The sequence below is a fragment of the Mycolicibacterium confluentis genome (assembly GCF_010729895.1).
Classification (GTDB): Bacteria; Actinomycetota; Actinomycetes; order Mycobacteriales; family Mycobacteriaceae; genus Mycobacterium; species Mycobacterium confluentis.
Map to the genome: position 1 here is coordinate 587,789 of NZ_AP022612.1, position 20,024 is coordinate 607,812.

The window sequence follows — 20,024 nt, forward strand, 5'->3', positions numbered from 1 at the left end:
ACTCGAGTTGCAGGGTTGGGCTGCACTTCTTAAGTTTCCATGAGAAAACTTACGAGAGTTTTTCCGAGAGCGACCTGAGACAGAGTGGGGAAGACATTGAAGGTAATGAGTCGGGTACTGGTGGCGGTTCTCGCCGCGTTCGCCACCCTGTTCGTGGGAACGGGTACCTCACAAGCCGGCTTGGACAATGAGCTGAGCCTCGTGGACGGCCAGGGCCGCACCATGACCATTCAGCAGTGGGACACGTTCCTCAACGGTGTGTTCCCGCTGGACCGCAACCGTCTGACCCGTGAGTGGTTCCACTCCGGCAGGGCCGTGTACGCGGTCACCGGCGAGGGTGCCGACGAGTTCGAGGGTGTGCTGGAACTGGGCTACCAGGTCGGCTTCCCGTGGTCGCTGGGTGTGGGCATCAACTTCAGCTACACCACCCCCAACATCGCGTTTGACGCGCAGGATTTCGTCGGTCCTGGCTTCGTCGACCTCATCCCGGGCATCACCACCCCGCCGCTGTTCCCGGGTGTGTCGATCAGTGCTGACCTGGGCAATGGCCCCGGCATCCAGGAAGTCGCGACCTTCTCGGTCGACGTCTCCGGTGCCAACGGCGCTGTGGCGGTCTCCAACGCTCACGGCACCGTGACCGGTGCTGCCGGCGGTGTGCTGCTGCGTCCCTACGCCCGTCTGATCTCGGGCTCCGGCGACAGCGTCACCACCTACGGCGAGCCGTGGAACATGAACTGACCTGACCCGGTCAAACCTGGACGGCCCCCGGCGCACTGCGCCGGGGGCCGTTTTGGTCGTGCGGAGGAACGGCGCTCAGACATGTCCGTCAGCATGGACCTCATTCCTGCAACCCGGCTGTGGACTTCGTGGGAGATTCCGTGGTGGCGTTGCAGCTCGGGTCGTACTCTTCTTAAGTCTTCAGGAGAAGCCTCGGAGAGCGGGAGAGAGTGCATGAAGGTATTCAGTCGGGTGCTGGTGGCGATTCTCGCCGCGTTCGCCACCCTGTTCGTGGGAACGGGCACCTCGCACGCTGGCTTGGACAATGAGGTGAGCTTGGTGGACGGCCAGGGCCGCACCCTGACGATTCAGCAGTGGGACACGTTCCTCAACGGTGTGTTCCCGCTGGACCGCAACCGTCTGACTCGTGAGTGGTTCCACTCCGGCAGGGCCGTGTATTCGGTGACCGGTGAGGGTGCCGACGAGTTCGAGGGTGTGCTGGAACTGGGCTACCAGGTCGGCTTCCCGTGGTCGCTGGGTGTGGGCATCAACTTCAGCTACACCACCCCCAACATCGCGTTGGACGCGCAGGATTTCGTCGGTCCTGGCTTCGTCGACCTCATCCCGGGCATCACCACCCCGCCGCTGTTCCCGGGTGTGTCGATCAGTGCTGACCTGGGCAACGGCCCCGGCATCCAGGAAGTCGCGACCTTCTCGGTCGACGTCTCCGGTCCCAACGGGGCGGTGGCGGTCTCCAACGCTCATGGCACCGTGACCGGTGCTGCCGGCGGTGTGCTGCTGCGTCCCTACGCCCGTCTGATCTCGGGCTCCGGTGACAGCGTCACCACCTACGGCGAGCCGTGGAACATGAACTGACCTGACCCGGTCAAACCTGGACGGCTCCCGGCGCACTGCGCCGGGAGCCGTTTGTGAGTTCTCACGGCTCGAATCCGGTGATGATCGGTTCCTCGTCGTGAACGTCCCGGTCGGCGTGTGAGGGGCCCGGCGGGGACGGTGGTGGGGGCCTACGCGGACGGCGCTGACAGGACGGCAGAGAGAGTGTTGAGGCTCCCGCGCGCCCGTCCGATCGCGGGCTCCGGCGACAACGTAGCCCCGTACCAAGAATCGAGGAATATGAATTGAGCCCGAAGGTGTTTCGCAGATTGCAGCAACCCCGACCGGGCGCGCACAACTGGGCATTTACTGATACCTTATGCACACGCAGAAACATGCTGCTTGTAAGGCTTACATCTCGTGGTTAAGAGAAGGGAATGGCGGTGGCCAAACACCCCAGACAGAAACTGAGGATCGCCGGTTTCGGCGCGGTCGCGGCAACGGCGGCTCTGCTGAGCCTCGGCGCCGGCACTGCCTACGCCGACGAGATCGCAGCCGACCCCTCGGCGCCGTCTCAGGGTCCCGCGGTCGAAGGCGGCGTGCGTGCGCCGGGCGGCCAGGGCGAGACCCGGGCGTCCGACATCGGTTCGGTCAACGCGCAGGGCGAGGTCCGCGGCTCGGACATCGCGGTGCCCGTCGTCAAGGGCGGCTCGCCGCCTCCGGGCAACCTGGCCGAGCTGGGCTACGACTGCCTCTTCTCTTGGTCGCAGTTCTGCCAGTGACACACGGCTGAAAGACTGACGCCCCCGGCTTTGGCCGGGGGCGTCAGTCTTTTTGCGGTCAGTGCCGGGTCGGCGGTATGGGGTCCGCCGCGGCGCCGTGTCGGCCCGCGGTGGAACCGTTGGACTGCTGCCGCAACAGGTCGCGAATCTCGGTCAGGACCGTCAGTTCGGTTTCGTCCTCTTCGACCTTGGTGTCGCGTTCCTTCAGCTTCTTGAACGGCACCACGATCAGGAAGTACACGACCGCGGCCACCAGAAGGAAGTTGATCACCGAGGTCAGGACCGCGTTCAGATCGATGTACTGGTCACCGCCCAGTGGGATCCGCAGGATGCCGTAGTCCGATTCGGGCCCGGCGCCGATACGGCTGATGAGCGGTTCGATGACGTTTGTGGTGAACGAGGTCACCACCGCTGTGAACGCGGCGCCGATGACCACCGCGACCGCGAGGTCGATGACGTTGCCGCGGGCGATGAACTCCTTGAACCCCTTCAACATGGGGACGCACCTTTCTGCCGTTGAAAAAGTACTTTCCTGAGGTAAAAGGTTAGCCCCATGCCGCGGCGATGTAGAAGCATCTAGTGCAGCGTCAACGTCAACGACTGCACCAGCGCGGCCCCTGCCACGGTGTTTGCCGGGCGTGAGGGTAGTGCCACCAGCACGACACGGTCTCGGGCCTGTGCGGGTCCCTGCGGGGCGGCTGACACCAGTACGACGACGGCGTCGGTGGCGATGACCTTGGGGGCGGAGTCGGACTCGGCGTGTGGCGCGGCGAGGATGTCGACGACGTCGCCCGAGCGGATGACGTCGAGCACCGCGTTGTCCGCCAAGTGCAGTGGCACGATTCGGGCGTCGGGTCCCGCGGTCGTCTCGGCCAGGCGTGACCCGAGCAGGCGGACGTCGGTGAGCACTTCGCCGCGGCGCACCGGACCCGCCACGGTTGTCCCGAGCACTGCGGCGGTCTCGGACTGAGCTCCGTCGGGAAGTGTTGCCGCCGAGCGACTCTCAAGGCGGACGTCGTCGACTCTGACGGGAGTCCCCGGCGTCAGGTCGCGCGCTGCGATGACCACGGCCGTACGGTCGGCATCTGGGTTGTCCCGCACCACCGCAACACCGGCGAGCAGGACAAGGGCCGCCGCAGCGATGCGTCGCGCCCTGGCGGTGTGCACCCAGTCGGGCTGCAGCGCCTGCCGCAGCCGAGTCAGCGCCGCCGGATCGAGGTCACTGCCCATGGCCGCACTGTAGGCAGCCAGTGCTGCCTACGTGTGCTGCCGGCGGCGCGCTTGTGGATGGGTGGCTAGCTCGACGCGGCGGCCGCGGGGGCCGCCGAGGAGCTGGAACTCTTGTCGCTGGAGGACGTCGACGACTTCTCCGACGAGGGCTTCTCGCTGGCACTCGGAGACGGGATCGAGCTGCTGCTCTTGCTCGAATCCCGGCTGTCGGTCCGGTAGAAACCGCTGCCCTTGAACACCACACCGACGGAGTTGAACAACTTGCGCAGCCTGCCCTCGCACTTGGTGCAGGTGGTCAGGGTGTCATCGGTGAAGGCCTGGACGGCATCGAAGCGGTCACCGCAGTCGGTACACGCGTAGCTGTAAGTCGGCACCAAGAACCTCCGCTGTGAATGAGAAAACTGTTAGCACTCTACCGTCTCAAGTGCTAGAACCGCTATGTGGCCTTCCCCATTCCCCCGCCGCCTCGGCGGCCACGTCGATGGGTTCGCCCAGTCCTGACCGTCCTGGCGATCGTGGCCCTGGTGGTGCTTGCGGCGGTCGTGCTGCGCATCGGGCGAGATAACTACGCGCAACCCTCGACCACTTGGACCGCAACCCCGACGCCGGTGGGTGACCACGCCTCGGACCCGCGGTTCCTCGCGGCGCGCGACCAACTGGCCGCGCTGCCCGTCAAGGGATGGGACCGTGCCCACGACTACCAGCGGCACCGGTTCGGTCCGGCGTGGAGCGACGACGTCGGGGTCGAGTTCGGCCGCAACGGGTGCAACACGCGCGACGACATCCTGCGGCGTGACCTCACTGACCTGGTGGTCCGGCCCAACACGTGTTTCGCCGACCGCGGAGTCCTGCGTGATCCCTACACCGCGACCGCGATCTCCTTCGTCCGCGGACCGACCACGTCCAAATCCGTGGAGATCGACCACGTTGTTTCGCTGTCGGACGCTTGGTACAAGGGCGCACGGAACTGGGACGCACAGCGTCGACTCGAGTTCGCCAACGACCCGCGCAACCTGTTGGCGGTCAGCCCGAAGGCGAACTTCGACAAGGCCTTCCGGGATGCGGCCGGCTGGCTGCCGTCCAACGAGGGGTTCCGCTGCGAGTTCGTGGTGCGCCAGATCGACGTCAAGACCAGCTACGGGCTGTGGGTGTCGGAGAACGAGAAGCGCGCCATGGTCGAGGTTCTGAGGTCCTGCTAGTGCCGCTTACCTCTGCCTAGTTCTGCAGTTCGGTCACCCCGGCGGCCGGGGTGACCATGTGTGTCATCGGTACGTCGTGTGGATCGGCGGGCAGAGCGTCGACGAATTCGCTGTCGCGCACGACCGCGACCAGACGTGCCGCGGGATCGCGCAGCGGAAGTGAACGGTCGTAGAAACCCGCGCCGCGCCCCAGACGCACGCCGCGGCGGTCGACTGCCAGCGCGGGGATGAGCAGCACGGCGGCCTCGGCGACGGTGCCGGCGGGCAGTCGCGGGCCTGCCGGCTCCAGCAGACCGAAACGGGCCGCGATCAGTTGGCCCGGTTCGTGGACGGCCCAGCGAAGGGGTTTCGGTTCGCCAGGATCGACGACGGGCAGCAGCACCCGCACCCCCGCGGCGGCCAACGCATCCACCATCGCCGGCGAACCGGGCTCGGAGCCCACAGGGACGTAGGCGCACACCGTGCCACCCGTTCCCACCTGGGCGGACACGAAAACAACCAGCGCGTCGGACAACGCCTGCGCCTCGTCGGCATGCGTCTGATCCGGAACAGATCGGCGCGCGGCCAGCATCTGACGGCGCAGCGCAGCCTTGGCCTCGGCCGCCGGATTCTGCATCTCTCAACAATGGCATGACGTGATGCGCGCCTGACTGACCCCGCTTGCTGTTGCCCGCTATGGTGATGTCCATGCCGCAGGGTCCTGAAGTACCGATTCCGCGCACCGCGATTGTGCCGGCGGCCGGTTTGGGGACCCGTTTTCTGCCGGCGACCAAGACCGTGCCCAAGGAACTGCTGCCCGTGGTCGACACCCCGGGCATCGAGCTTGTTGCCGCCGAGGCCGCCTCCGCGGGTGCCAAGCGTCTGGTGATCGTGACGTCCGAGGGCAAGGACGGTGTCGTCGCACACTTCGTCCAGGACCTTGTCCTCGAGGGCACGCTCGAAGCCCGCGGCAAGCACATCATGCTTGAAAAGGTTCGCCGGGCACCGGAACTGATCAAGGTCGAGTCGGTGGTCCAGGCCGAGCCGCTGGGCCTCGGGCACGCAGTGTCCTGCGTCGAATCGGTGCTCTCGGACGACGAGGACGCTGTTGCGGTGCTGCTGCCAGACGACTTGGTGCTCCCCACGGGCGTCCTCGAGACCATGTCGAAGGTCCGCGCCAAGCGCGGCGGCTCGGTGCTGTGCGCGATCGAGGTGCCCGGCGACGAGATCAGCGCCTACGGCGTGTTCGACGTCGAGGTGGTTCCCGACGCCGCCAACCCCAACGTGCTGCGCGTCAAGGGCATGGTGGAGAAACCCAAGCCCGAGGATGCGCCGTCGCCGTATGCGGCCGCTGGTCGCTACGTGCTGGACCGGGCGATCTTCGACGCGTTGCGACGTGTACAAAAGGGTGTCGGTGGCGAGATTCAGCTCACCGACGCCATCGCCCTGCTGATCGAAGAAGGCCATCCCGTCCATGTCGTCATCCACCGCGGATCCCGACACGACCTGGGAAATCCCGGCGGCTACCTCAAGGCTGCGGTTGACTTTGCTCTGGAACGAGATGACTACGGCCCAGAGTTGCGTCGCTGGCTGGTTGAGCGCCTGGGCCCGGCCGGGCAGTAGTTGGATCGTCGGACGGGGACATCCCGCGTCCGACGACGGAAAGGCGCACCGTGCGTTCGGTTGAGGAGCAGCAGGCCCGCGTGCAGGCCGCAGCTGTGGCACCCAGGCCTGTCCGTGTCGCGATTGCCGAGGCCCAGGGCCTGATGTGCGCCGAAGAGGTGGTGACCGAACGGCCGCTGCCGGGCTTCGACCAGGCCGCGATCGACGGGTATGCCGTGCGCAGCGTCGACGTGCTGGGAATCGGTGGCGATTCAGACGATGATCCCGGCGGCGGCGACGTCAGCCTGCCGGTGATGGGCATGATCGACGCCGGCGCCCGCACACCCAGCAGACTGCAACCGCGGCAGGCCGCGCGCGTGCAGACCGGCGCGCCGATGCCGACGCTCGCCGACGCCGTGCTGCCGCTGCGCTGGACCGACGGCGGTCAGTCCCGGGTTCGGGTGCTGCGCGGGGTCCGGTCGGGGGCCTATGTCCGGCGCGCCGGCGACGACGTCCAACCCGGCGACGTCGCGGTGCGGGCAGGCACGATCATCGGGCCCGCGCAGGTGGGTCTGCTCGCGGCCGTCGGGCGTGAGCGGGTGCTGGTGCACCCGAGGCCCCGGATCTCGGTGTTGTCGGTGGGCGGCGAACTCGTCGACATCTCCCGCACTCCCGGCAACGGCCAGGTCTACGACGTCAACTCCTATGCCTTGGCCGCCGCGGCGCGGGATGCGGGGGCGGAGGTCAACCGCGTGGGCATCGTCGACAGTGATCCCGCCAAGCTGCGCGAGGTCGTCGAGGGTCAGCTCAGCCGGGCCGAGGTCGTGGTGATCGCCGGTGCGGTCGGCGGCGCGGCGGCCGAACGTGTGCGCGCGGTGCTGTCGGAACTTGGTGAGATGGAAGTGACCCGCATCGCGATGCACCCCGGTTCGGTGCAGGGCTTCGGCCAGCTCGGGCGCGAGGGCGTGCCGGTGTTCCTGCTGCCCGCGAACCCGGTGTCGGCGCTGGTCGTGTTCGAGATCATGGTGCGTCCGCTGATCCGGCTGTCGCTGGGGAAGCGGCAGCCCACCCGGCGCGTGGTGCAGGCACGCACGCTGGCGCCCATCTCGTCGGTGGTGGGACGCACGGGTTATCTGCGTGGTCAGCTGATGCGTGATCAGGACACCGGCGAGTACCTGGTGCAGGCGCTCGGTGGGGCGCCGGGCGTCTCGTCGCACCTGTTGGCCACCCTCGCCGAGGCGAACTGCCTGGTGGTGATCCCCAGCGAGGCCGAGCAGATTCGTACTGGAGAGGTCGTCGACGTGGCCTTCCTCGCGCAGCGCGGTTGAGTTGACCCGGTCCTGGTTCGGCTCCAGCGCAGTGCATCCGGGCTGGCCGATGTCCGTCGGACCGCTGCGCGTGCGGGCCGGGGAGGTGCGCCTGCGGCCCATCCGCATGCGCGACGCCGCCGCATGGAGCCGGCTCCGGATCGACGATCGCCGTTTCCTGGAGCCGTGGGAACCCTCTGCGGAGGTGGATTGGGTTGCTCGGCATGGGATCTCGTCCTGGCCGTCGATGTGTTCGGCGTTGCGTGGGGAAGCCCGCAAGGGGCGCATCCTGCCGTTCGTGATCGAGGTCGACGGGCAGTTCGCGGGTCAGTTGACCATCGGCAACATCACCCACGGGGCGCTGCGCTCGGCGTGGATCGGCTATTGGGTGCACAGCGAGCTCACGGGTGGGGGAGTGGCCACCGGCGCGCTGGCGTTGGGCCTGGACCACGCGTTCGGTCCCGTGCATCTGCACCGCGTCGAGGCGACCGTGCGGCCCGAGAACGCTGCCAGTCGAGCGGTGTTGGCGAAGGCGGGTTTTCGCGAGGAGGGGCTGCTGCGGCGCTATCTCGACGTCGACGGCGGCTGGCGCGATCACCTGCTTGTGGCGATGACGGTCGAAGAGGTGTCGGGGTCGGTGGCGGCGTCGCTGGTGCGGGCGGGCAAGGCGAGCTGGGCTTAGTCCTCATTGCGCCGAGTTCGACATGAGGGCTGTGACTTCGGGCCGATCACCACCATGATGTCGAACTGGGCGTGTAATTGCGCGCAGCGAAGGCATCTCTGATCCGGCTCTCGATGAAGCGCGGGCGATGTTCGGCCACCACCCGCAGGTCCAGCCAGCCCTGGCGATCGATCATCTCGTAGCGGCCGATGTCGTGAACGATCTGTCCTCGATCACTGAAGTGGTGGGCGCCTTCGTAATCCAATCCGACCTTCGGTTCGTCCCAGCCGAGGTCGATGAACGCGCTGAACATGCCGTCGCTCACCCTGATCTGAGTTCGCGGTTTCGGCAGTCCAGCGTCGTAGACCACCATTCGAAGCCACGTCTCCTTCGGCGACTGTGCGCCAGCGTCCATCAGGGCCAGCGCCAGTTGTGCCGCACGGGTGTTCCTGGCGCCGCGATACCGCTCGAAAAGGTGCATCGCATCGGAGCGGGTGACCCCGGTGGCTGCGGCCAGTGCGTCGAGTCTCATCACCGCGGGGTTGCGCATCAGGTGGCGGGCGAGGTCGAATGCGGTCCGAGCCGGCGAGGTGACGGGCATTCCGGCGATCTCCACTATTTCATCTGCCGCGATCCGCTCCTGACGAATCTTGATGCCCGGTCGTGGGCGGCCGTGTTTGGCGATCAGTTCGATCGGATCGTCGCTTCGGGTCCACTTGGCACCATGCAGGGCCGCCGCAGCCCGGCCGGCAATGATCCCGGTTCTTCCGGTGTGCAGCCAGGCGGCGGCCGTCCGGTTGAACAATGTCAGCTCTGCGTCCTTGGGCAGGTAGATACCCGGATGGATCGCGCGGGACGACCAGCGCAGCTTTCCCCTGGTCAGGTCCCCGCTGGCGATCGATTCGGCGCCGATAAATGCCTGCCACATGTCGGGGATCGTCGAATTCACGTCTGACGATCCAGCCCGGGAAACGTGCAGCGCCGGTCGCCGCTGTTCATGAACTCGCCACTGGGGATGGAGTCGCAGTGGCCCGCGACATCGACGTCAGGGCTGTGCCGGCCCATAAATAGCAGCCCTGGCGTCAAACTCGTGGCCCAGCCTGTTACTGGTGTGACATTTGGGGCTGTTGGTGCTTGTATCCAGCGAATTACAGGTGTGTAATTGACCTCGGCGCGCCGCGCACGGCTGCGCTGGTCACAGACCTAGCCTGGAGGGGAAAGGAAAGGCCACCATGCCGAGCATCCCCCAATCTCTGCTGTGGATTTCACTCGTGGTGCTCTGGCTGTTTGTGCTGGTGCCCATGCTGGTGAACAAGCGCGACGCCGTGAAGCGCACCAGCGACGTGGCTCTGGCCACGCGTGTGCTCAACACCGGCAGTCGTGCTGCCCGCCTGATCAAGCGGAGGGGACCAGCGGCTGGCCATGCCAGCGATCCCCACTGGCAGCGGGAAGGCAACCTCGACGAGGATCCGGACGACTACGACGACGACGCCACCGGTCCCGTCGTGGTGACCGGCAAGCCCCGCATCCGGTCGGTCGCCGTGGTGACCTCGCTCGCCGAAGAGGATGGGCCTGACTACCTCGACGTGGACATCGTCGACGAGGATTCCGGCGCACTGCCCGTGGGACGGGTGGTCTCCGGGTTGAAGGAGCCGAAGCAGGCGCCGCGGGAGGACGAGCTGCCGCTCGAATTCGCCACTGCCGAAACGGAATTCGAACCCATCGCCGAGCCCGCACCCGAACCCGAGCCCGCACCTGAGGCCGAAGTGGCCGAGGCGCCGGAGCCCGAACTGGAGTCTGAGTCCGAGCCCGAGGTGTCCGCTGAAGCGGACGAGGACGACACGCTCGAGGACGACTACGAGTACGAGTACGTCGAGGACACGTCCGGCCTGGAGGCCGAAGCCGAGTCCGCCGCGGACGACGAGCCTCGTGCCGTGCCGTTGTCCCGCGACCGCCGATACCACCAGTCGAAGACCGCTGCCGCGGTCGAGGCCCGCAAGTACCGCTTCCGCAAGAACGTCCTGCTGGTCATGGCCATTGCTTTGGTGGCCTCCGCCGTCGCGGCGTTCCTCCTGACCTCCGCCATGTGGTGGGTGTGTGGTGCCGTGGCGACGGTGACGGTGCTCTATCTGGCGTACCTGCGGCGGCAGACGCGGATCGAGGAGCGCCTGCGGCGGCGTCGGATGCAGCGGATGGCGCGGTCCAGGCTCGGTGTGGAGAACACGCAGGACCGCGATCTGGATGTGGTGCCGGCTCGCCTGCGTCGACCGGGCGCTGCCGTGCTTGAGATCGACGACGAGGATCCGGAATTCGAACACCTCGAGTACGTGCCGTTCGCGCGGGGGTTTGATCTGCCGCGCGCGTCGGGGCAGTGACGAGCCGGTTTCTGGTTGAGGCCAGTGGGCTGGTAGCCTACTGGCGACCAAGGGGCTATGGCGCAGTTGGTAGCGCGACTCGTTCGCATCGAGTAGGTCAGGGGTTCGATTCCCCTTAGCTCCACAATCAAAATGGCAGGTCAGGCAACTGACCTGCCATTTCTTGTCGGTGCCCCCGCGGCTCAGGAGAACGGGTCGTAATCCGCTGGGCGCAAAGCGGGTTGGGGCTGTTGCCAGCTCGGCTGCGCCGGTGGCACCACAGCGCCGACAGCCACCGGAACGGGCACCCGCACAGGCGTGGCGCGGGCCGCACGACGTGCCGAGGGTGCAGAGCGGGCCGAGCGTTGCGGCGCGAACAGCATCGCGACGGCCGCCACCGCCACCACCGCCGCGATGATGGCAGTCACCCGGGTCATGGTCGCCAGCCACGCCACCTGGGACGTCGGCGTCAGCAGCCACACCGCAGGCGCGGCCGCCACGACGACTGCGCATCCGATCGTCGTCGACACTCTCGTGTGCGCGCGGCCCCGGACGCATCGAAAGGCCAACCAGCAGACCATGGCGGCCAGCGCTGCGAGCCCGCCTGCGGTCGCCAGGGCGATCGTCGTGACATCGCCGTAGAACATCTCCAGTTCGGGCAGCGCGAGGACGACGGCGGCCGCAGACGTGACCATCGCGGTGCCCACCCCCGAGAACAGCCAGCCGGCAAGCGGGTTGGGGGCCGTCGGCCGTCTCGATGCGCGCGAGCCGCCGGGGCGCGACAACTGGACCGTCATCTCGTCGGCACCTGGCGGCGAGTGGCACGGGGGTGGTGGCGGCAGCGGACGGGCCGGCGCGCTGGGCGCCGGTGCGCTCGACACCGTCGCGCTGGGCGCCGTCGCGCTCAGGTAACCGGTGCCGGGCGGCGGTGAACCGAAGGGATCCGAGTGGCCGAAGGGGTCGACACCGTGCTGCATCTCAGTGCCCCGTCCCCACGAGCAGTGTCATCCACACCATGTACCGAGCCTAAGTGCCACGGCAGAGGCGCAACTACACCAAATTCTTCCGGGGTCAAACCAGGTAGATCACCAGCACGGCGCCCCACAGCACCGTGAGCCAGGCATCGGTCACCCGAGCCAGCCGGCGCGGCGCCGAGGAGACCTCCATGAAGGTCTGAATGATCAGTCGTCCCTTGATGAACCCGAGCAGGATGAAGGCGACGGTGATCAGCACGCTCGGCGACGGTGCCCCGGTGCCGTGGCAGCATGTAATAGAACATGGAGAAGTCGCCGGTGGTCAGCGTGTAGCCCGCCGCCACCTTGGTCGACCATTCGTAGGCCTTGATCAGGATGAACAGCACACCGCAGGCCATGCCCGCAAAGGTCAGGCGGATCGCTCGGTCGTGGTCACCGGATCGCGCCGCCAGCACACTGCGGGCCACCAGCCACGAACTGGCAGATCCTCGGCCTCGCCAAGCAGCTGCATTGCCCGAGGGGGCGCCGATCGGCTAGTCGGCGATCAATGGTCCTGCGGTCACTGGATGGGTTCGTCGCCGAGGACCGTGGTGCGCAGCATGTGGCGAGGTGAGTTGGGCTCATACGGGGCCGCGCGGTGCAGGACGCCCTGGTTGTCCCAGATGACGGTGTCGCCGATGGACCAGCGGTGGCTGTACACCTTGTCGGGAGTGGTGGCGTGGGCCAGCAGGTCGGCCAGCAGTGCCCGGCCCTCGTCGAGGTCCATGCCGACGATGTAGTCCGCCGACGCGCCCAGCACCAGTGACCTGCGCCCATTGCGGTGCGTCCACACCAGCGGGTTCTCGTGGGTCGGGCGCTCACTCCACCGGCGACGCTGTTCAGGGGTGGGGTCGGGGTAGACCCGTCGCTGCGAGGCCTCAAGCGAATGCACCACGCGCAGCGTGCCGTAACGCTCCTTGTCGGCCTCGTCGAGAGTGTCGTAGGCGGCGTAGGCGTTCGCGAATTCGGTTTCGCCGCCCCGTGTGGCCACCTCGACGGCGGACAGCACCGTGGCCTTCTGCGGGCACTCGCCATGCAGTGGGGTGCAGCCGTCGATGTGCCAGTCGAACGTGGCCTTGAGGTATTCGGCGGCCTTGTTCTTGGTCTTGTCCAGGGTGATGGGGTAGATGCCCGATACCGGGTGGTGACCGTCCGCGGAGCGGTCGATGCTGCCGAGCCGCTGCGAGAACGCCACTTGGGCTTCGGGATTCAGGTTCAGGTTGTGAAACACCAGCACACCGTTGTCCTCGAGCGCGTCCAGCACGGCCGCGCCGAGGCCGTCGTCGGTGGCGAGGCGTTCCGGATCGACGCCCGCCACCTCGGCACCCACCGACGTGGTCAGCTTGTTGATCGTCAACACACTCATCGGTGTGTCCTTTCGTGTTCGAAGGCTGGGGCTAGGGGCGTGGTTCGCCGGTGCGGACCATGACAGCGTCGGCCGCGTCGGTGGGGGCGGGTTGATGCATGATCTCCACCGCCATGGCGACCATGACCAGCGAATAGATCAGGTGCAGCAGGTTGACGGCGTCGTCGGGCATGTCGTCGAGGGGGAACTTGTCGCAGTACTCGATGGCCTCCTCGACCCGCGGGAAGAAGTCGTCGTAGAAGTGCTGCATCTCGGGCATGGTGCTGGAGAGGCGCTGTGCCCATCGCTCGGACTCCGTGGGCAGACACCAGGTTTCGGCGTGTGGCTCCAGTTCGGCGAACGCGCTGGGGAGTCGGTCGGCCGCCATGGTCACACCCCCGCCCCTGCGCGGCTGTTCTGGTACGCCTGTACCCAGTCGACCGACATCTTGTGCAGATGACGCACCAGGATCTCCTGATCGCTGAGCGGGTAGTCGTCGATCACGTCGTACTCCAGGGCGGCCTGCGTGCCGCCGAGCATGCCCGCATCCTGAAGGGCGAACTCCTTGAGGACCACCGCGGCCACCTCATGCTCGATGCGTTCCCGCACGGTGCGGGCCGGGTGGAAGTAGGTGAAGGCCTCGAAGCGGTGGGTGTTGTGCGAGGTCGGCCAGTAGCGGTAGAGCAGGTACCACCCGCCGTAGATCAGGATCTCCAGATTGGGGAAGATCTGAAAGTTGCTGATACCCCACGGTTCGATGCCGCCGGGGTTGAGTGCGGCCGGCAGTTCACCGATGTCCGGGGTCCGCCAGGGGCCCACCAGTCCGCTCTGCGTGGCCCGCTCGATCGGATACATGTACTCGGGCGCGAGCAGCCAGCGCCGAGTCCCCGCCGTCGAGACGACACGATGCGGACCGTCAAGCTGGAAGTGCCCACAGGTGAACCCCGCGTTGGGATCCCGCACCTCGGGCGGCACCTGCTGGGTGTGCAGCGACGGCACGTGGTAGTACTCCTGGAAGGCGTCGGCGAAGATCTTCCAGTTGCTGTTGTTGTGCGCCACCCAGTCGTATCGCTCGGTGAGCCGGTCGAACGGATAGTCCTCGAGGGCGGTGACCATGGGACCGAGGAACTCCCGCAGGCTCTGGTCCGGCTTCGGGTTCATGTTGACGAACACGAATCCGGCCCAGACGTCGCATTGCACCGGGAGCAGTCCGTAGTCGGCGGTGTCCAGTCCTGAGAACTGGTCGGCGTCCGGCAGTGCCGTCAGTGTTCCGTCGAGCGAGTAGCGCCACCCGCAGGTTCGGCACTCGAATTCGTCTCCGGTGCTGCGCAGTTCGGTGGCGCGGAAGTCGGGCGTCACCAAGGCGTGCCCGCGTCTGCGACAGAGGTTGTGGAAGGCGCGGATCCGGCCCTCGCGGTCGCGGACCAGCAGCAGCGACGCGTCGGCGGCCTCGATCTGCCTGGTGATGTAGCTCCCCGCTTCGGGTGTCTCCTCCACCCGACTGATGTTGAGCCAGGCCCGTTTGAAGACCGCCTCCCGCTCCAGCGCGTAGAACTCCGGAGAGATGGAGTCGCGGAATGGGATTGGTCCGGTGCCCAGGTCAGGGTAATGCTCGGTCCAGGAACCTTGCGCCGGCTTGGGCCATTTGGTGGCCATACGAACCTCCGTGTGACGAATGGTGCGGGACTGTCGACGACGAGCTACATCACGGCGCCACCGTTGACGCCGAGGGTCTGTCCGGTGATGAACCCGGCCTCTTCGGAGCACAGGAATCCCACTGCCGCAGCGATGTCCGTTCCGGTGCCCAATCGCCCGACCGGGATGTTGGCGGCGATGGTCTCGTTGGGCGGCAGGAACCCCGCGGCCTGCGACGCGTGCTGCATGGGAGTCTCGATGCCCGACGGGGGAATGTTGTTGACGGTGATGCCGTGTGCGGCGTACTCGCGGGCCAAGGATTTCGTCAGGGTCAACAACGCGCCCTTGGAGGCGGCATAGTGTGCCGCAAAGGGGGTGCCGCGCTGCGCACTTGAGGACGAGATCATCACGATCCGGCCCCATCCGGCGTCGATCATGTCGGGCAGGGCCACCTGGCAGCACCGGAAGGTGCCGCTGAGATTCACTTCGAGCATCTGCGCCCAGGTCTCCTCCGTGATCTCGGCGAAGGACGCATATCCGAATTTGCCCGCACTGGTGACCAGGATGCCGACGGGGCCCAGTTCACTGCGGACCTTGCCGAAGGCGTCCTCGACCGCGGTCCGGTCGGTGATGTCGACGCCCACCGCGCAGGCCGTCACACCCGCCGCCCGCAGATCGTCGGTGACCCGTTGTGCGGCTTCGGTGTTCACGTCCAGGACCGCGACGCGGTGGCCCCGCCTGCCCAACTCGTGGCAGGTCGCCTCGCCCATGCCCGATGCGCCGCCGGTCACCACGGCCACCCTGTCCGTCACGTCTGCCACTCCTGTGTCACTCGTAGACCACCTCAACCTTGGGACTGGTCGGCAACGCCTGACACGTCACGACCCAGCCCTCGTCGACTTCGTCGTCGTCGAGGGCGTCGTTGTTGTTCATGCGTGCGCTGCCCGTCGTCACCTGCGCCATACATGTTCCGCACGAACCGGTCTCGCAGGAGGACGGCGCCTTCAGTCCGGCCAGGCGAGCGGTCTGCAACAGCGTGTTTCCCGCGCGGTAGGGCACGGTGATGGTCTGGCGTCCGAGCGTGATGGTCACCTCTTCGGTGACGGCGGTCTCGGCCGGATTCGGCGGCGGGACCGCGGCGACGGTGAAGCGCTCCAAGTGCAGGTTCGCCTTGGGGACGCCGGCGTCGCGCAGCACTCGTTCGACGGTGTCCATGAACGGTGTGGGGCCGCAGACGTAGTAGTCGGTGTGGGGGTGGCTGCCGTCGGCGATGAAGTCGGCGATCCGCTGCGGTGAGACCACGCCGTCCTGGTCGTCGAGATGATGGTGCACCTCGAAGCGGCCGCGATGGGTGCCGGTCAGGTCTGCCAACGCGTCCCGAAAGATCACCGAGTCGCGACTGCGGTTCGCATAGAACAGTCGTGCCCGGCGGGTGGTGGCCGCCAACGTCGAGTGCACCAGGGAGAACACCGGGGTGATGCCACTGCCGCCGGCGAACGTGACGATGTCGCGATCGGTCTCGGTGAGCACGAAACGCCCCTCGGGGGGTGACGTGTGCAGGTCGTGGCCGACGGTCATGGTGTCGTTGATCCAGTTGGAGACCAGACCATCGCGGTCGCGTTTGACGGTGATCCGCAGGTCGGACTCGACGGCGGGGGCCGAGGACATCGAATAGCAGCGGCGATGTTCCACGCCGCCGATCGTGACTCGCACGGTCACGAATTGGCCCGCCCGGTAGCTGAATCGGTCCCTGCTGGCTTCGGGAACGTCGAGGACGAGGGACACCGCGTCGGTGGTCTCCCGGACCACCGCCTTGACCCGCAGGGGAGTGAAACCGTGCGCGTCGGCCACGCCGGTGGATTGGTGCGGGGTTGTTGTCGATGCCTCCATCGCGGCCAACAATATCAAGTACTTGTTATTAATCTCAAGGGGTTGATATTCATCGGTGCTCAGCAGGCTAGGTGTCGATGTGGTCGGAATGCGGGGTGTGCCCGGTGCCCTGTTCGATCACTCGCCGCAGAAGGTCACGCAACTGCTCCTGCTCCTCACTGCTGAGCACGCCGAACACCCGATCGTGGGCGGCGACGGCATCCGCGAACACCGAGGAAGCCACCGCCCGGCCCTCGTCGGTCAGGAAGACCTGAAGGATGCGCCCGTGCTGGGGATCCTGTTTGCGCTCGACCAGGCCGCGCTTCTCCAGGGCCGTGAGTGCGAGTTGCACGCCCTGCGGGGTGATCAGCAGGCGGCGGGCCAACTCGGCTCCGGAGAGGCCGGGTTGGTTGGCCAACTGGCGCAGGACGCCGATCTGGGCGGTGCTGACGCCGTGCTCTTTGACGGCCTCGTTGACCTCGGTGAGGGAGAAGTAGAACGCCTGCTTGAGCCACCACAGGGTGTTGTCGGTGAGTTCCATCTCGCCTCCTTCCGTGCCCACCCGTGACGCTAGCGCACGGTGTTCTTATAGATCGTGCCGTCCTTCATCACGAAGCTGACGTCGAGGGTCGCCGCGATGTCCACACTCGGGTCACCCGGGACGGCGATGACGTCGGCGAGGAAGCCTGGTGCCAACTGCCCGAGTTCGTCGGCGACGTCCACCAGTTCGGCGCTGGTGAGCGTCGCGGCCCGCAGTGCCTGCATCGGGGTCATGCCGCGCTCGACGAGGGCACACAGTTCTTTGGCGTTCTCACCGTGCGGGATCGCGGGAGCGTCGGTGCCGCACGCGATCCGGACGCCAGCGGCGATGGCCTTGGGCAGCATGGCCTTTGCCCGCGGGAAGACCTCGTTGGCCTTCTTGCGCAGTTCCGGTGCGATGCGGTCGATCGCCATCGCGTCGGTGAGATAGGTGGTCGACACCAGGAAGGTTCCGTGGTCGACCATCATCTGAATCGTCTCGTCACTGGCCAGGAAGCCGTGTTCGATGCAGTCGATGCCGGCCCGGATGCAGGCCTGGATCGCGCTGTCCCCGACGGCATGGGCGGCCACCTTCACCCCGGCACGGTGGGCCTCGTCGGCGATCGCGGCGAACTCCGCGTCGGAGTACTGCTGGGCGCCCGGTGAGGTGCTGTGGGACATCACGCCGCCCGACGCCGAGACCTTGATCAGCTTGGCGCCGTGGCGGATCTGGTAGCGCACGCAGGCGGTGACATCGGGGACTCCGTTGGCGATGCCCTCGGCGACGGACAGCGGCATGATTCCCGGCGCCAGCCGTTGAAAGACCGTCGGATCCAGGTGCCCGCCGTACGGCGTGACGGCGTGGCCCGCGGGGTGGATGCGCGGCCCCTGATGCCAGCCCTGGTCGATGGCGCGCTGCAGCGCGACATCGAGGAGGTAACCGCCGGTCTTCACCATCAGGCCGAGGTTGCGCACGGTGGTGAATCCGGCATCGAGCGTGGTGCGGGCGTTGACCGCGCCGCGCAGCGTCCGGTAGGCCGGGTCGTCCTGCACGCCGTGCATCGGGGTGGGCAGGCCGTCCGGGTTACCCGGTCCGCCGATGAGCAGGTTGAGTTCCATGTCCATCAGCCCGGGCAGCAGCGTGACGTCGCCCAGGTCGATGACGGTCGCCGAGTCCGGCGGCGGCGCCTCGGGGTTGACGTCGGTGATCCTGTTGCCCTCGACGACCACGACCGCGGGGGAGCGGACCTCACCGGCGGCGACGTCCAGCCACCGCGCGGCCCGCAGGACCGTCGTCGCGGTTTCGGCTGCGGTCACGGCACAGGCTCGGCGACGCAGTCCAGCGTTGTCGCACCGGAATCCGGCACCCGTGGCTGCTTCCAACACTCCACCGGGAAGGACACCGTGACCATCGAGTACAGCAGGTGCATGAGGTTCAGCACGTCCTCGGGCATGTCGTCGAGGCTGAACTTGTCGCAGTAGGAGATCGCCTCCTCGGCGCGCGGCGTGATCGCGTCATAGAAGGCCTGCATCGCAGTCATGGTGCTGTTCAGGCGTTTCGCGTAGCGCTCCGGCTCACTGGCCAGGCACCAGTCCGAGAAGGGCTCGAGGTCGGCGAATTCGGTGGGCAGTCTGGTGCTCATCGGCTCACACTCCGGCAGTCTTGCGCTGGTAGTCGTCGATCCACGCGGCGGTTTCCTTGTGCAGGTGGCGAATCAGGACCTCCTGGTCGCAGAGCAGGAACTCGTCGACGGCCCGGGTCTCGATCGAGGTCTGGGTGGCCTCCAGGGTGTTCGCGTCCTGCAGGCCGTACTCCTTGAAGGAGACGGCCGCCAACTCCTGGGCCAACCGTTCCCGCGGCGTTCGGGGCTGCGGGAAATACAGCGTGCACTCGAAGAGGTGGGTGTTGAACGACGTCGGCCAGTAGTGGTACGTCAGGTACCAGCCCTGACCCCAGAACAGCAGGACGAAGTTCGGGAACAGCTGAAACGAGTCCAACCCCCACGGGTCACACCGAGCCGGGTTGAGGCCGGGGGGCATCTCACCGAGGTCGGGCTTGTCCCACGGGCCGAAAAGCCCACTCTGGCAGATGTCTTCGATGGGCTTGCGCATCTCGTCGGCCATCTCCCAGGCACGCACGCCTGATGTGCTGACCAGCCGGTGCGGCCCGTCGATCTGGTAGTGCGGCGCCTCGAAGCCGGCCTCCGCGGCGGCCTTGCGGTAGGCGGTGGGGGACTGGTTCGCGTGCAGCACGGGTGCGTGATAGAACTCCTGGAAGGCATCCATGTAGAGCTTCCAATTCGCCTTCACCTCAGAGCGATACGTGAACCGTGAGGTCATCTTGTCGAAGGGGTAGCCCTCCAGGTTGGTGATCATCGGGCCGAGGAAATCGCGCAGCGACTGCTCTGGGGTTTTGGCGAAGTTCACGAAGATGAACCCCGCCCACACCTCGCAGTGCACGCCGATCAGGCCGTAGCGGCTCTTGTCGAGGTCGAAGAACTCGTCCTCCTGCTGCACGAAGGTGAGCTCGCCGTCCAGGTCGTACCGCCAGGCGTGGTACTTGCAGATGAACTGTCGACACATGCCGCTGGTCTCCTCCAGTGGCATGTCGTCCCAGACGAGCTTGTTGCCGCGGTGTCGGCAGACGTTGTGGAACGCCTTGATCTCCCCGGATTTCGTGCGCACCACGATGATCGAGGTGTTGGCGGCGCGCATCTCCCTGGTGAAATAGCTGCCCTTGCGTGGAAGCTGTTCCACCCGGCCGACATTCAGCCACGCGCGCTTGAAGATCGCCTTACGCTCCAGTTCGTAGATCTCTGGACTGATCGAGTCCTCGTACGACACTGGGCCTGTCCCCAAATCGGGGTAGTGCTGAGTCCAACTGCCTTCGTCCGGCTTGGGAAACCGAGCCATGCCCGCTCCTCTGCGATGTGAGTCGGCTGACGACGCCGACACGTGGGCTTTGGCTCGACGGTAGA

General features: G+C 66.7%; 24 protein-coding genes and 1 tRNA gene. 9 read left to right on the forward strand and 16 right to left on the reverse strand.

Annotated features, from left to right (window positions below):
- The first annotated feature begins 96 nt into the window (after nucleotides 1–96).
- From G6N34_RS02705 to G6N34_RS02715, 3 genes are all read left to right on the forward strand, one after another.
- Nucleotides 97–738 (forward strand): porin MspA, encoded by a 642-nt coding sequence (locus G6N34_RS02705; RefSeq protein WP_085155431.1) that lies wholly within the window; start codon nucleotides 97–99, stop codon nucleotides 736–738.
- 213 nt (nucleotides 739–951) lie between these two features.
- A complete protein-coding gene (locus tag G6N34_RS02710; RefSeq protein WP_085155132.1) occupies nucleotides 952–1,593 on the forward strand; it encodes a porin MspA in 642 nt (213 codons plus the stop codon).
- Between the two features lie 401 nt (nucleotides 1,594–1,994).
- Complete coding sequence (locus tag G6N34_RS02715; RefSeq protein WP_163645299.1) at nucleotides 1,995–2,333, forward strand: hypothetical protein; 339 nt, start codon at nucleotides 1,995–1,997, stop codon at nucleotides 2,331–2,333.
- A gap of 58 nt (nucleotides 2,334–2,391) precedes the next feature.
- Here the strand turns inward: G6N34_RS02715 and mscL are convergent, their stop codons facing one another.
- The 3 genes from mscL to G6N34_RS02730 all read right to left on the reverse strand — a co-directional run bounded on the left by mscL (nucleotide 2,392) and on the right by G6N34_RS02730 (nucleotide 3,937).
- Nucleotides 2,392–2,829, reverse strand: coding sequence for a large-conductance mechanosensitive channel protein MscL (mscL, locus tag G6N34_RS02720; protein WP_085155128.1), 438 nt, complete (start codon nucleotides 2,827–2,829; stop codon nucleotides 2,392–2,394).
- Between the two features lie 80 nt (nucleotides 2,830–2,909).
- Nucleotides 2,910–3,563, reverse strand: a complete 654-nt coding sequence (locus G6N34_RS02725; RefSeq protein WP_085155125.1) for an SAF domain-containing protein — start codon at nucleotides 3,561–3,563, stop codon at nucleotides 2,910–2,912.
- Nucleotides 3,564–3,628: 65 nt separating this feature from the next.
- Nucleotides 3,629–3,937: an FmdB family zinc ribbon protein gene (locus tag G6N34_RS02730; RefSeq protein WP_085155122.1), complete on the reverse strand. Its 309-nt coding sequence runs from the start codon at nucleotides 3,935–3,937 to the stop codon at nucleotides 3,629–3,631.
- A gap of 66 nt (nucleotides 3,938–4,003) precedes the next feature.
- Between G6N34_RS02730 and G6N34_RS02735 the strand changes: the two genes are divergently transcribed.
- The gene (locus G6N34_RS02735) at nucleotides 4,004–4,762 is read left to right on the forward strand and encodes an HNH endonuclease family protein (protein ID WP_234813060.1); all 759 of its coding nucleotides are present in this window, start codon (nucleotides 4,004–4,006) and stop codon (nucleotides 4,760–4,762) included.
- A 16-nt stretch (nucleotides 4,763–4,778) separates the two neighbouring features.
- On the opposite strand, the gene G6N34_RS02740 is transcribed toward G6N34_RS02735, so the two are convergent.
- On the reverse strand, nucleotides 4,779–5,378 hold the full coding sequence (locus G6N34_RS02740; protein ID WP_085155120.1) for a 5-formyltetrahydrofolate cyclo-ligase: 600 nt from the start codon (nucleotides 5,376–5,378) through the stop codon (nucleotides 4,779–4,781).
- 71 nt (nucleotides 5,379–5,449) lie between these two features.
- On the opposite strand from G6N34_RS02740, the gene G6N34_RS02745 reads away from it, so the two are divergent.
- From G6N34_RS02745 to G6N34_RS02755, 3 genes are read left to right on the forward strand one after another with little or no spacing between them, the layout of a single operon-like run.
- Nucleotides 5,450–6,364 carry a UTP--glucose-1-phosphate uridylyltransferase gene (locus tag G6N34_RS02745; protein WP_085155427.1) on the forward strand — a complete coding sequence of 305 codons (915 nt, stop codon included), beginning with the start codon at nucleotides 5,450–5,452 and terminating at the stop codon, nucleotides 6,362–6,364.
- Nucleotides 6,365–6,414: 50 nt separating this feature from the next.
- Nucleotides 6,415–7,671 (forward strand): molybdotransferase-like divisome protein Glp, encoded by a 1,257-nt coding sequence (glp, locus tag G6N34_RS02750; protein ID WP_085155118.1) that lies wholly within the window; start codon nucleotides 6,415–6,417, stop codon nucleotides 7,669–7,671.
- Nucleotides 7,672–7,720: 49 nt separating this feature from the next.
- Complete coding sequence (locus G6N34_RS02755; RefSeq protein ID WP_085155425.1) at nucleotides 7,721–8,332, forward strand: GNAT family N-acetyltransferase; 612 nt, start codon at nucleotides 7,721–7,723, stop codon at nucleotides 8,330–8,332.
- A gap of 46 nt (nucleotides 8,333–8,378) precedes the next feature.
- Here G6N34_RS02755 and G6N34_RS02760 read toward each other — a convergent pair whose 3' ends face one another.
- A complete protein-coding gene (locus tag G6N34_RS02760; protein ID WP_085155423.1) occupies nucleotides 8,379–9,239 on the reverse strand; it encodes a type IV toxin-antitoxin system AbiEi family antitoxin in 861 nt (286 codons plus the stop codon).
- A 304-nt stretch (nucleotides 9,240–9,543) separates the two neighbouring features.
- On the opposite strand from G6N34_RS02760, the gene sepX reads away from it, so the two are divergent.
- Entirely contained in the window at nucleotides 9,544–10,686 is a 1,143-nt protein-coding gene (gene sepX, locus G6N34_RS02765; protein WP_163645301.1) for a divisome protein SepX/GlpR, read from the forward strand.
- Between the two features lie 51 nt (nucleotides 10,687–10,737).
- Nucleotides 10,738–10,810: transfer RNA gene (locus G6N34_RS02770), tRNA-Ala, on the forward strand.
- A 58-nt stretch (nucleotides 10,811–10,868) separates the two neighbouring features.
- Here G6N34_RS02770 and G6N34_RS02775 read toward each other — a convergent pair.
- From G6N34_RS02775 to G6N34_RS02825, 11 genes are all read right to left on the reverse strand, one after another.
- A complete protein-coding gene (locus G6N34_RS02775) occupies nucleotides 10,869–11,642 on the reverse strand; it encodes a hypothetical protein (protein WP_133057813.1) in 774 nt (257 codons plus the stop codon).
- 94 nt (nucleotides 11,643–11,736) lie between these two features.
- Complete coding sequence (locus G6N34_RS02780; RefSeq protein WP_163645302.1) at nucleotides 11,737–11,898, reverse strand: hypothetical protein; 162 nt, start codon at nucleotides 11,896–11,898, stop codon at nucleotides 11,737–11,739.
- Between the two features lie 300 nt (nucleotides 11,899–12,198).
- Entirely contained in the window at nucleotides 12,199–13,044 is an 846-nt protein-coding gene (locus G6N34_RS02785; RefSeq protein ID WP_085155110.1) for a TauD/TfdA dioxygenase family protein, read from the reverse strand.
- 31 nt (nucleotides 13,045–13,075) lie between these two features.
- Nucleotides 13,076–13,411 carry a hypothetical protein gene (locus G6N34_RS02790; RefSeq protein ID WP_085155108.1) on the reverse strand — a complete coding sequence of 112 codons (336 nt, stop codon included), beginning with the start codon at nucleotides 13,409–13,411 and terminating at the stop codon, nucleotides 13,076–13,078.
- Nucleotides 13,412–13,413: 2 nt separating this feature from the next.
- Nucleotides 13,414–14,679, reverse strand: coding sequence for an aromatic ring-hydroxylating oxygenase subunit alpha (locus G6N34_RS02795; RefSeq protein ID WP_085155106.1), 1,266 nt, complete (start codon nucleotides 14,677–14,679; stop codon nucleotides 13,414–13,416).
- A 44-nt stretch (nucleotides 14,680–14,723) separates the two neighbouring features.
- Nucleotides 14,724–15,470 carry an SDR family NAD(P)-dependent oxidoreductase gene (locus G6N34_RS02800; RefSeq protein ID WP_264016556.1) on the reverse strand — a complete coding sequence of 249 codons (747 nt, stop codon included), beginning with the start codon at nucleotides 15,468–15,470 and terminating at the stop codon, nucleotides 14,724–14,726.
- A 16-nt stretch (nucleotides 15,471–15,486) separates the two neighbouring features.
- On the reverse strand, nucleotides 15,487–16,548 hold the full coding sequence (locus G6N34_RS02805) for a ferredoxin--NADP reductase (RefSeq protein WP_085155104.1): 1,062 nt from the start codon (nucleotides 16,546–16,548) through the stop codon (nucleotides 15,487–15,489).
- 67 nt (nucleotides 16,549–16,615) lie between these two features.
- Nucleotides 16,616–17,068: a MarR family winged helix-turn-helix transcriptional regulator gene (locus tag G6N34_RS02810; RefSeq protein ID WP_085155102.1), complete on the reverse strand. Its 453-nt coding sequence runs from the start codon at nucleotides 17,066–17,068 to the stop codon at nucleotides 16,616–16,618.
- A gap of 29 nt (nucleotides 17,069–17,097) precedes the next feature.
- The gene (locus G6N34_RS02815; protein ID WP_085155100.1) at nucleotides 17,098–18,363 is read right to left on the reverse strand and encodes a metal-dependent hydrolase family protein; all 1,266 of its coding nucleotides are present in this window, start codon (nucleotides 18,361–18,363) and stop codon (nucleotides 17,098–17,100) included.
- Complete coding sequence (locus G6N34_RS02820; protein WP_085155098.1) at nucleotides 18,360–18,689, reverse strand: hypothetical protein; 330 nt, start codon at nucleotides 18,687–18,689, stop codon at nucleotides 18,360–18,362. Before G6N34_RS02820 ends, G6N34_RS02815 begins: the two co-directional genes overlap by 4 nt.
- Before the next feature lie 4 nt (nucleotides 18,690–18,693).
- Nucleotides 18,694–19,959, reverse strand: coding sequence for an aromatic ring-hydroxylating oxygenase subunit alpha (locus G6N34_RS02825; protein WP_085155096.1), 1,266 nt, complete (start codon nucleotides 19,957–19,959; stop codon nucleotides 18,694–18,696).
- Between the last annotated feature and the right edge of the window lie 65 nt (nucleotides 19,960–20,024).

Coding starts and splice junctions, on each gene's coding strand:
- sepX (WP_163645301.1), top strand. CDS start 9,544: ATGCCGAGCATCCCCCAATCTCTGCTGTGGATTTCACTCGTGGTGCTC.
- G6N34_RS02825 (WP_085155096.1), bottom strand. CDS start 19,959: ATGGCTCGGTTTCCCAAGCCGGACGAAGGCAGTTGGACTCAGCACTAC.
- G6N34_RS02710 (WP_085155132.1), top strand. CDS start 952: ATGAAGGTATTCAGTCGGGTGCTGGTGGCGATTCTCGCCGCGTTCGCC.
- G6N34_RS02760 (WP_085155423.1), bottom strand. CDS start 9,239: ATGTGGCAGGCATTTATCGGCGCCGAATCGATCGCCAGCGGGGACCTG.
- G6N34_RS02740 (WP_085155120.1), bottom strand. CDS start 5,378: ATGCAGAATCCGGCGGCCGAGGCCAAGGCTGCGCTGCGCCGTCAGATG.
- G6N34_RS02790 (WP_085155108.1), bottom strand. CDS start 13,411: ATGGCGGCCGACCGACTCCCCAGCGCGTTCGCCGAACTGGAGCCACAC.
- mscL (WP_085155128.1), bottom strand. CDS start 2,829: ATGTTGAAGGGGTTCAAGGAGTTCATCGCCCGCGGCAACGTCATCGAC.
- G6N34_RS02725 (WP_085155125.1), bottom strand. CDS start 3,563: ATGGGCAGTGACCTCGATCCGGCGGCGCTGACTCGGCTGCGGCAGGCG.
- G6N34_RS02745 (WP_085155427.1), top strand. CDS start 5,450: ATGCCGCAGGGTCCTGAAGTACCGATTCCGCGCACCGCGATTGTGCCG.
- G6N34_RS02820 (WP_085155098.1), bottom strand. CDS start 18,689: ATGAGCACCAGACTGCCCACCGAATTCGCCGACCTCGAGCCCTTCTCG.
- G6N34_RS02785 (WP_085155110.1), bottom strand. CDS start 13,044: ATGAGTGTGTTGACGATCAACAAGCTGACCACGTCGGTGGGTGCCGAG.
- G6N34_RS02810 (WP_085155102.1), bottom strand. CDS start 17,068: ATGGAACTCACCGACAACACCCTGTGGTGGCTCAAGCAGGCGTTCTAC.
- G6N34_RS02755 (WP_085155425.1), top strand. CDS start 7,721: ATGTCCGTCGGACCGCTGCGCGTGCGGGCCGGGGAGGTGCGCCTGCGG.
- G6N34_RS02805 (WP_085155104.1), bottom strand. CDS start 16,548: ATGGAGGCATCGACAACAACCCCGCACCAATCCACCGGCGTGGCCGAC.
- G6N34_RS02775 (WP_133057813.1), bottom strand. CDS start 11,642: ATGCAGCACGGTGTCGACCCCTTCGGCCACTCGGATCCCTTCGGTTCA.
- G6N34_RS02795 (WP_085155106.1), bottom strand. CDS start 14,679: ATGGCCACCAAATGGCCCAAGCCGGCGCAAGGTTCCTGGACCGAGCAT.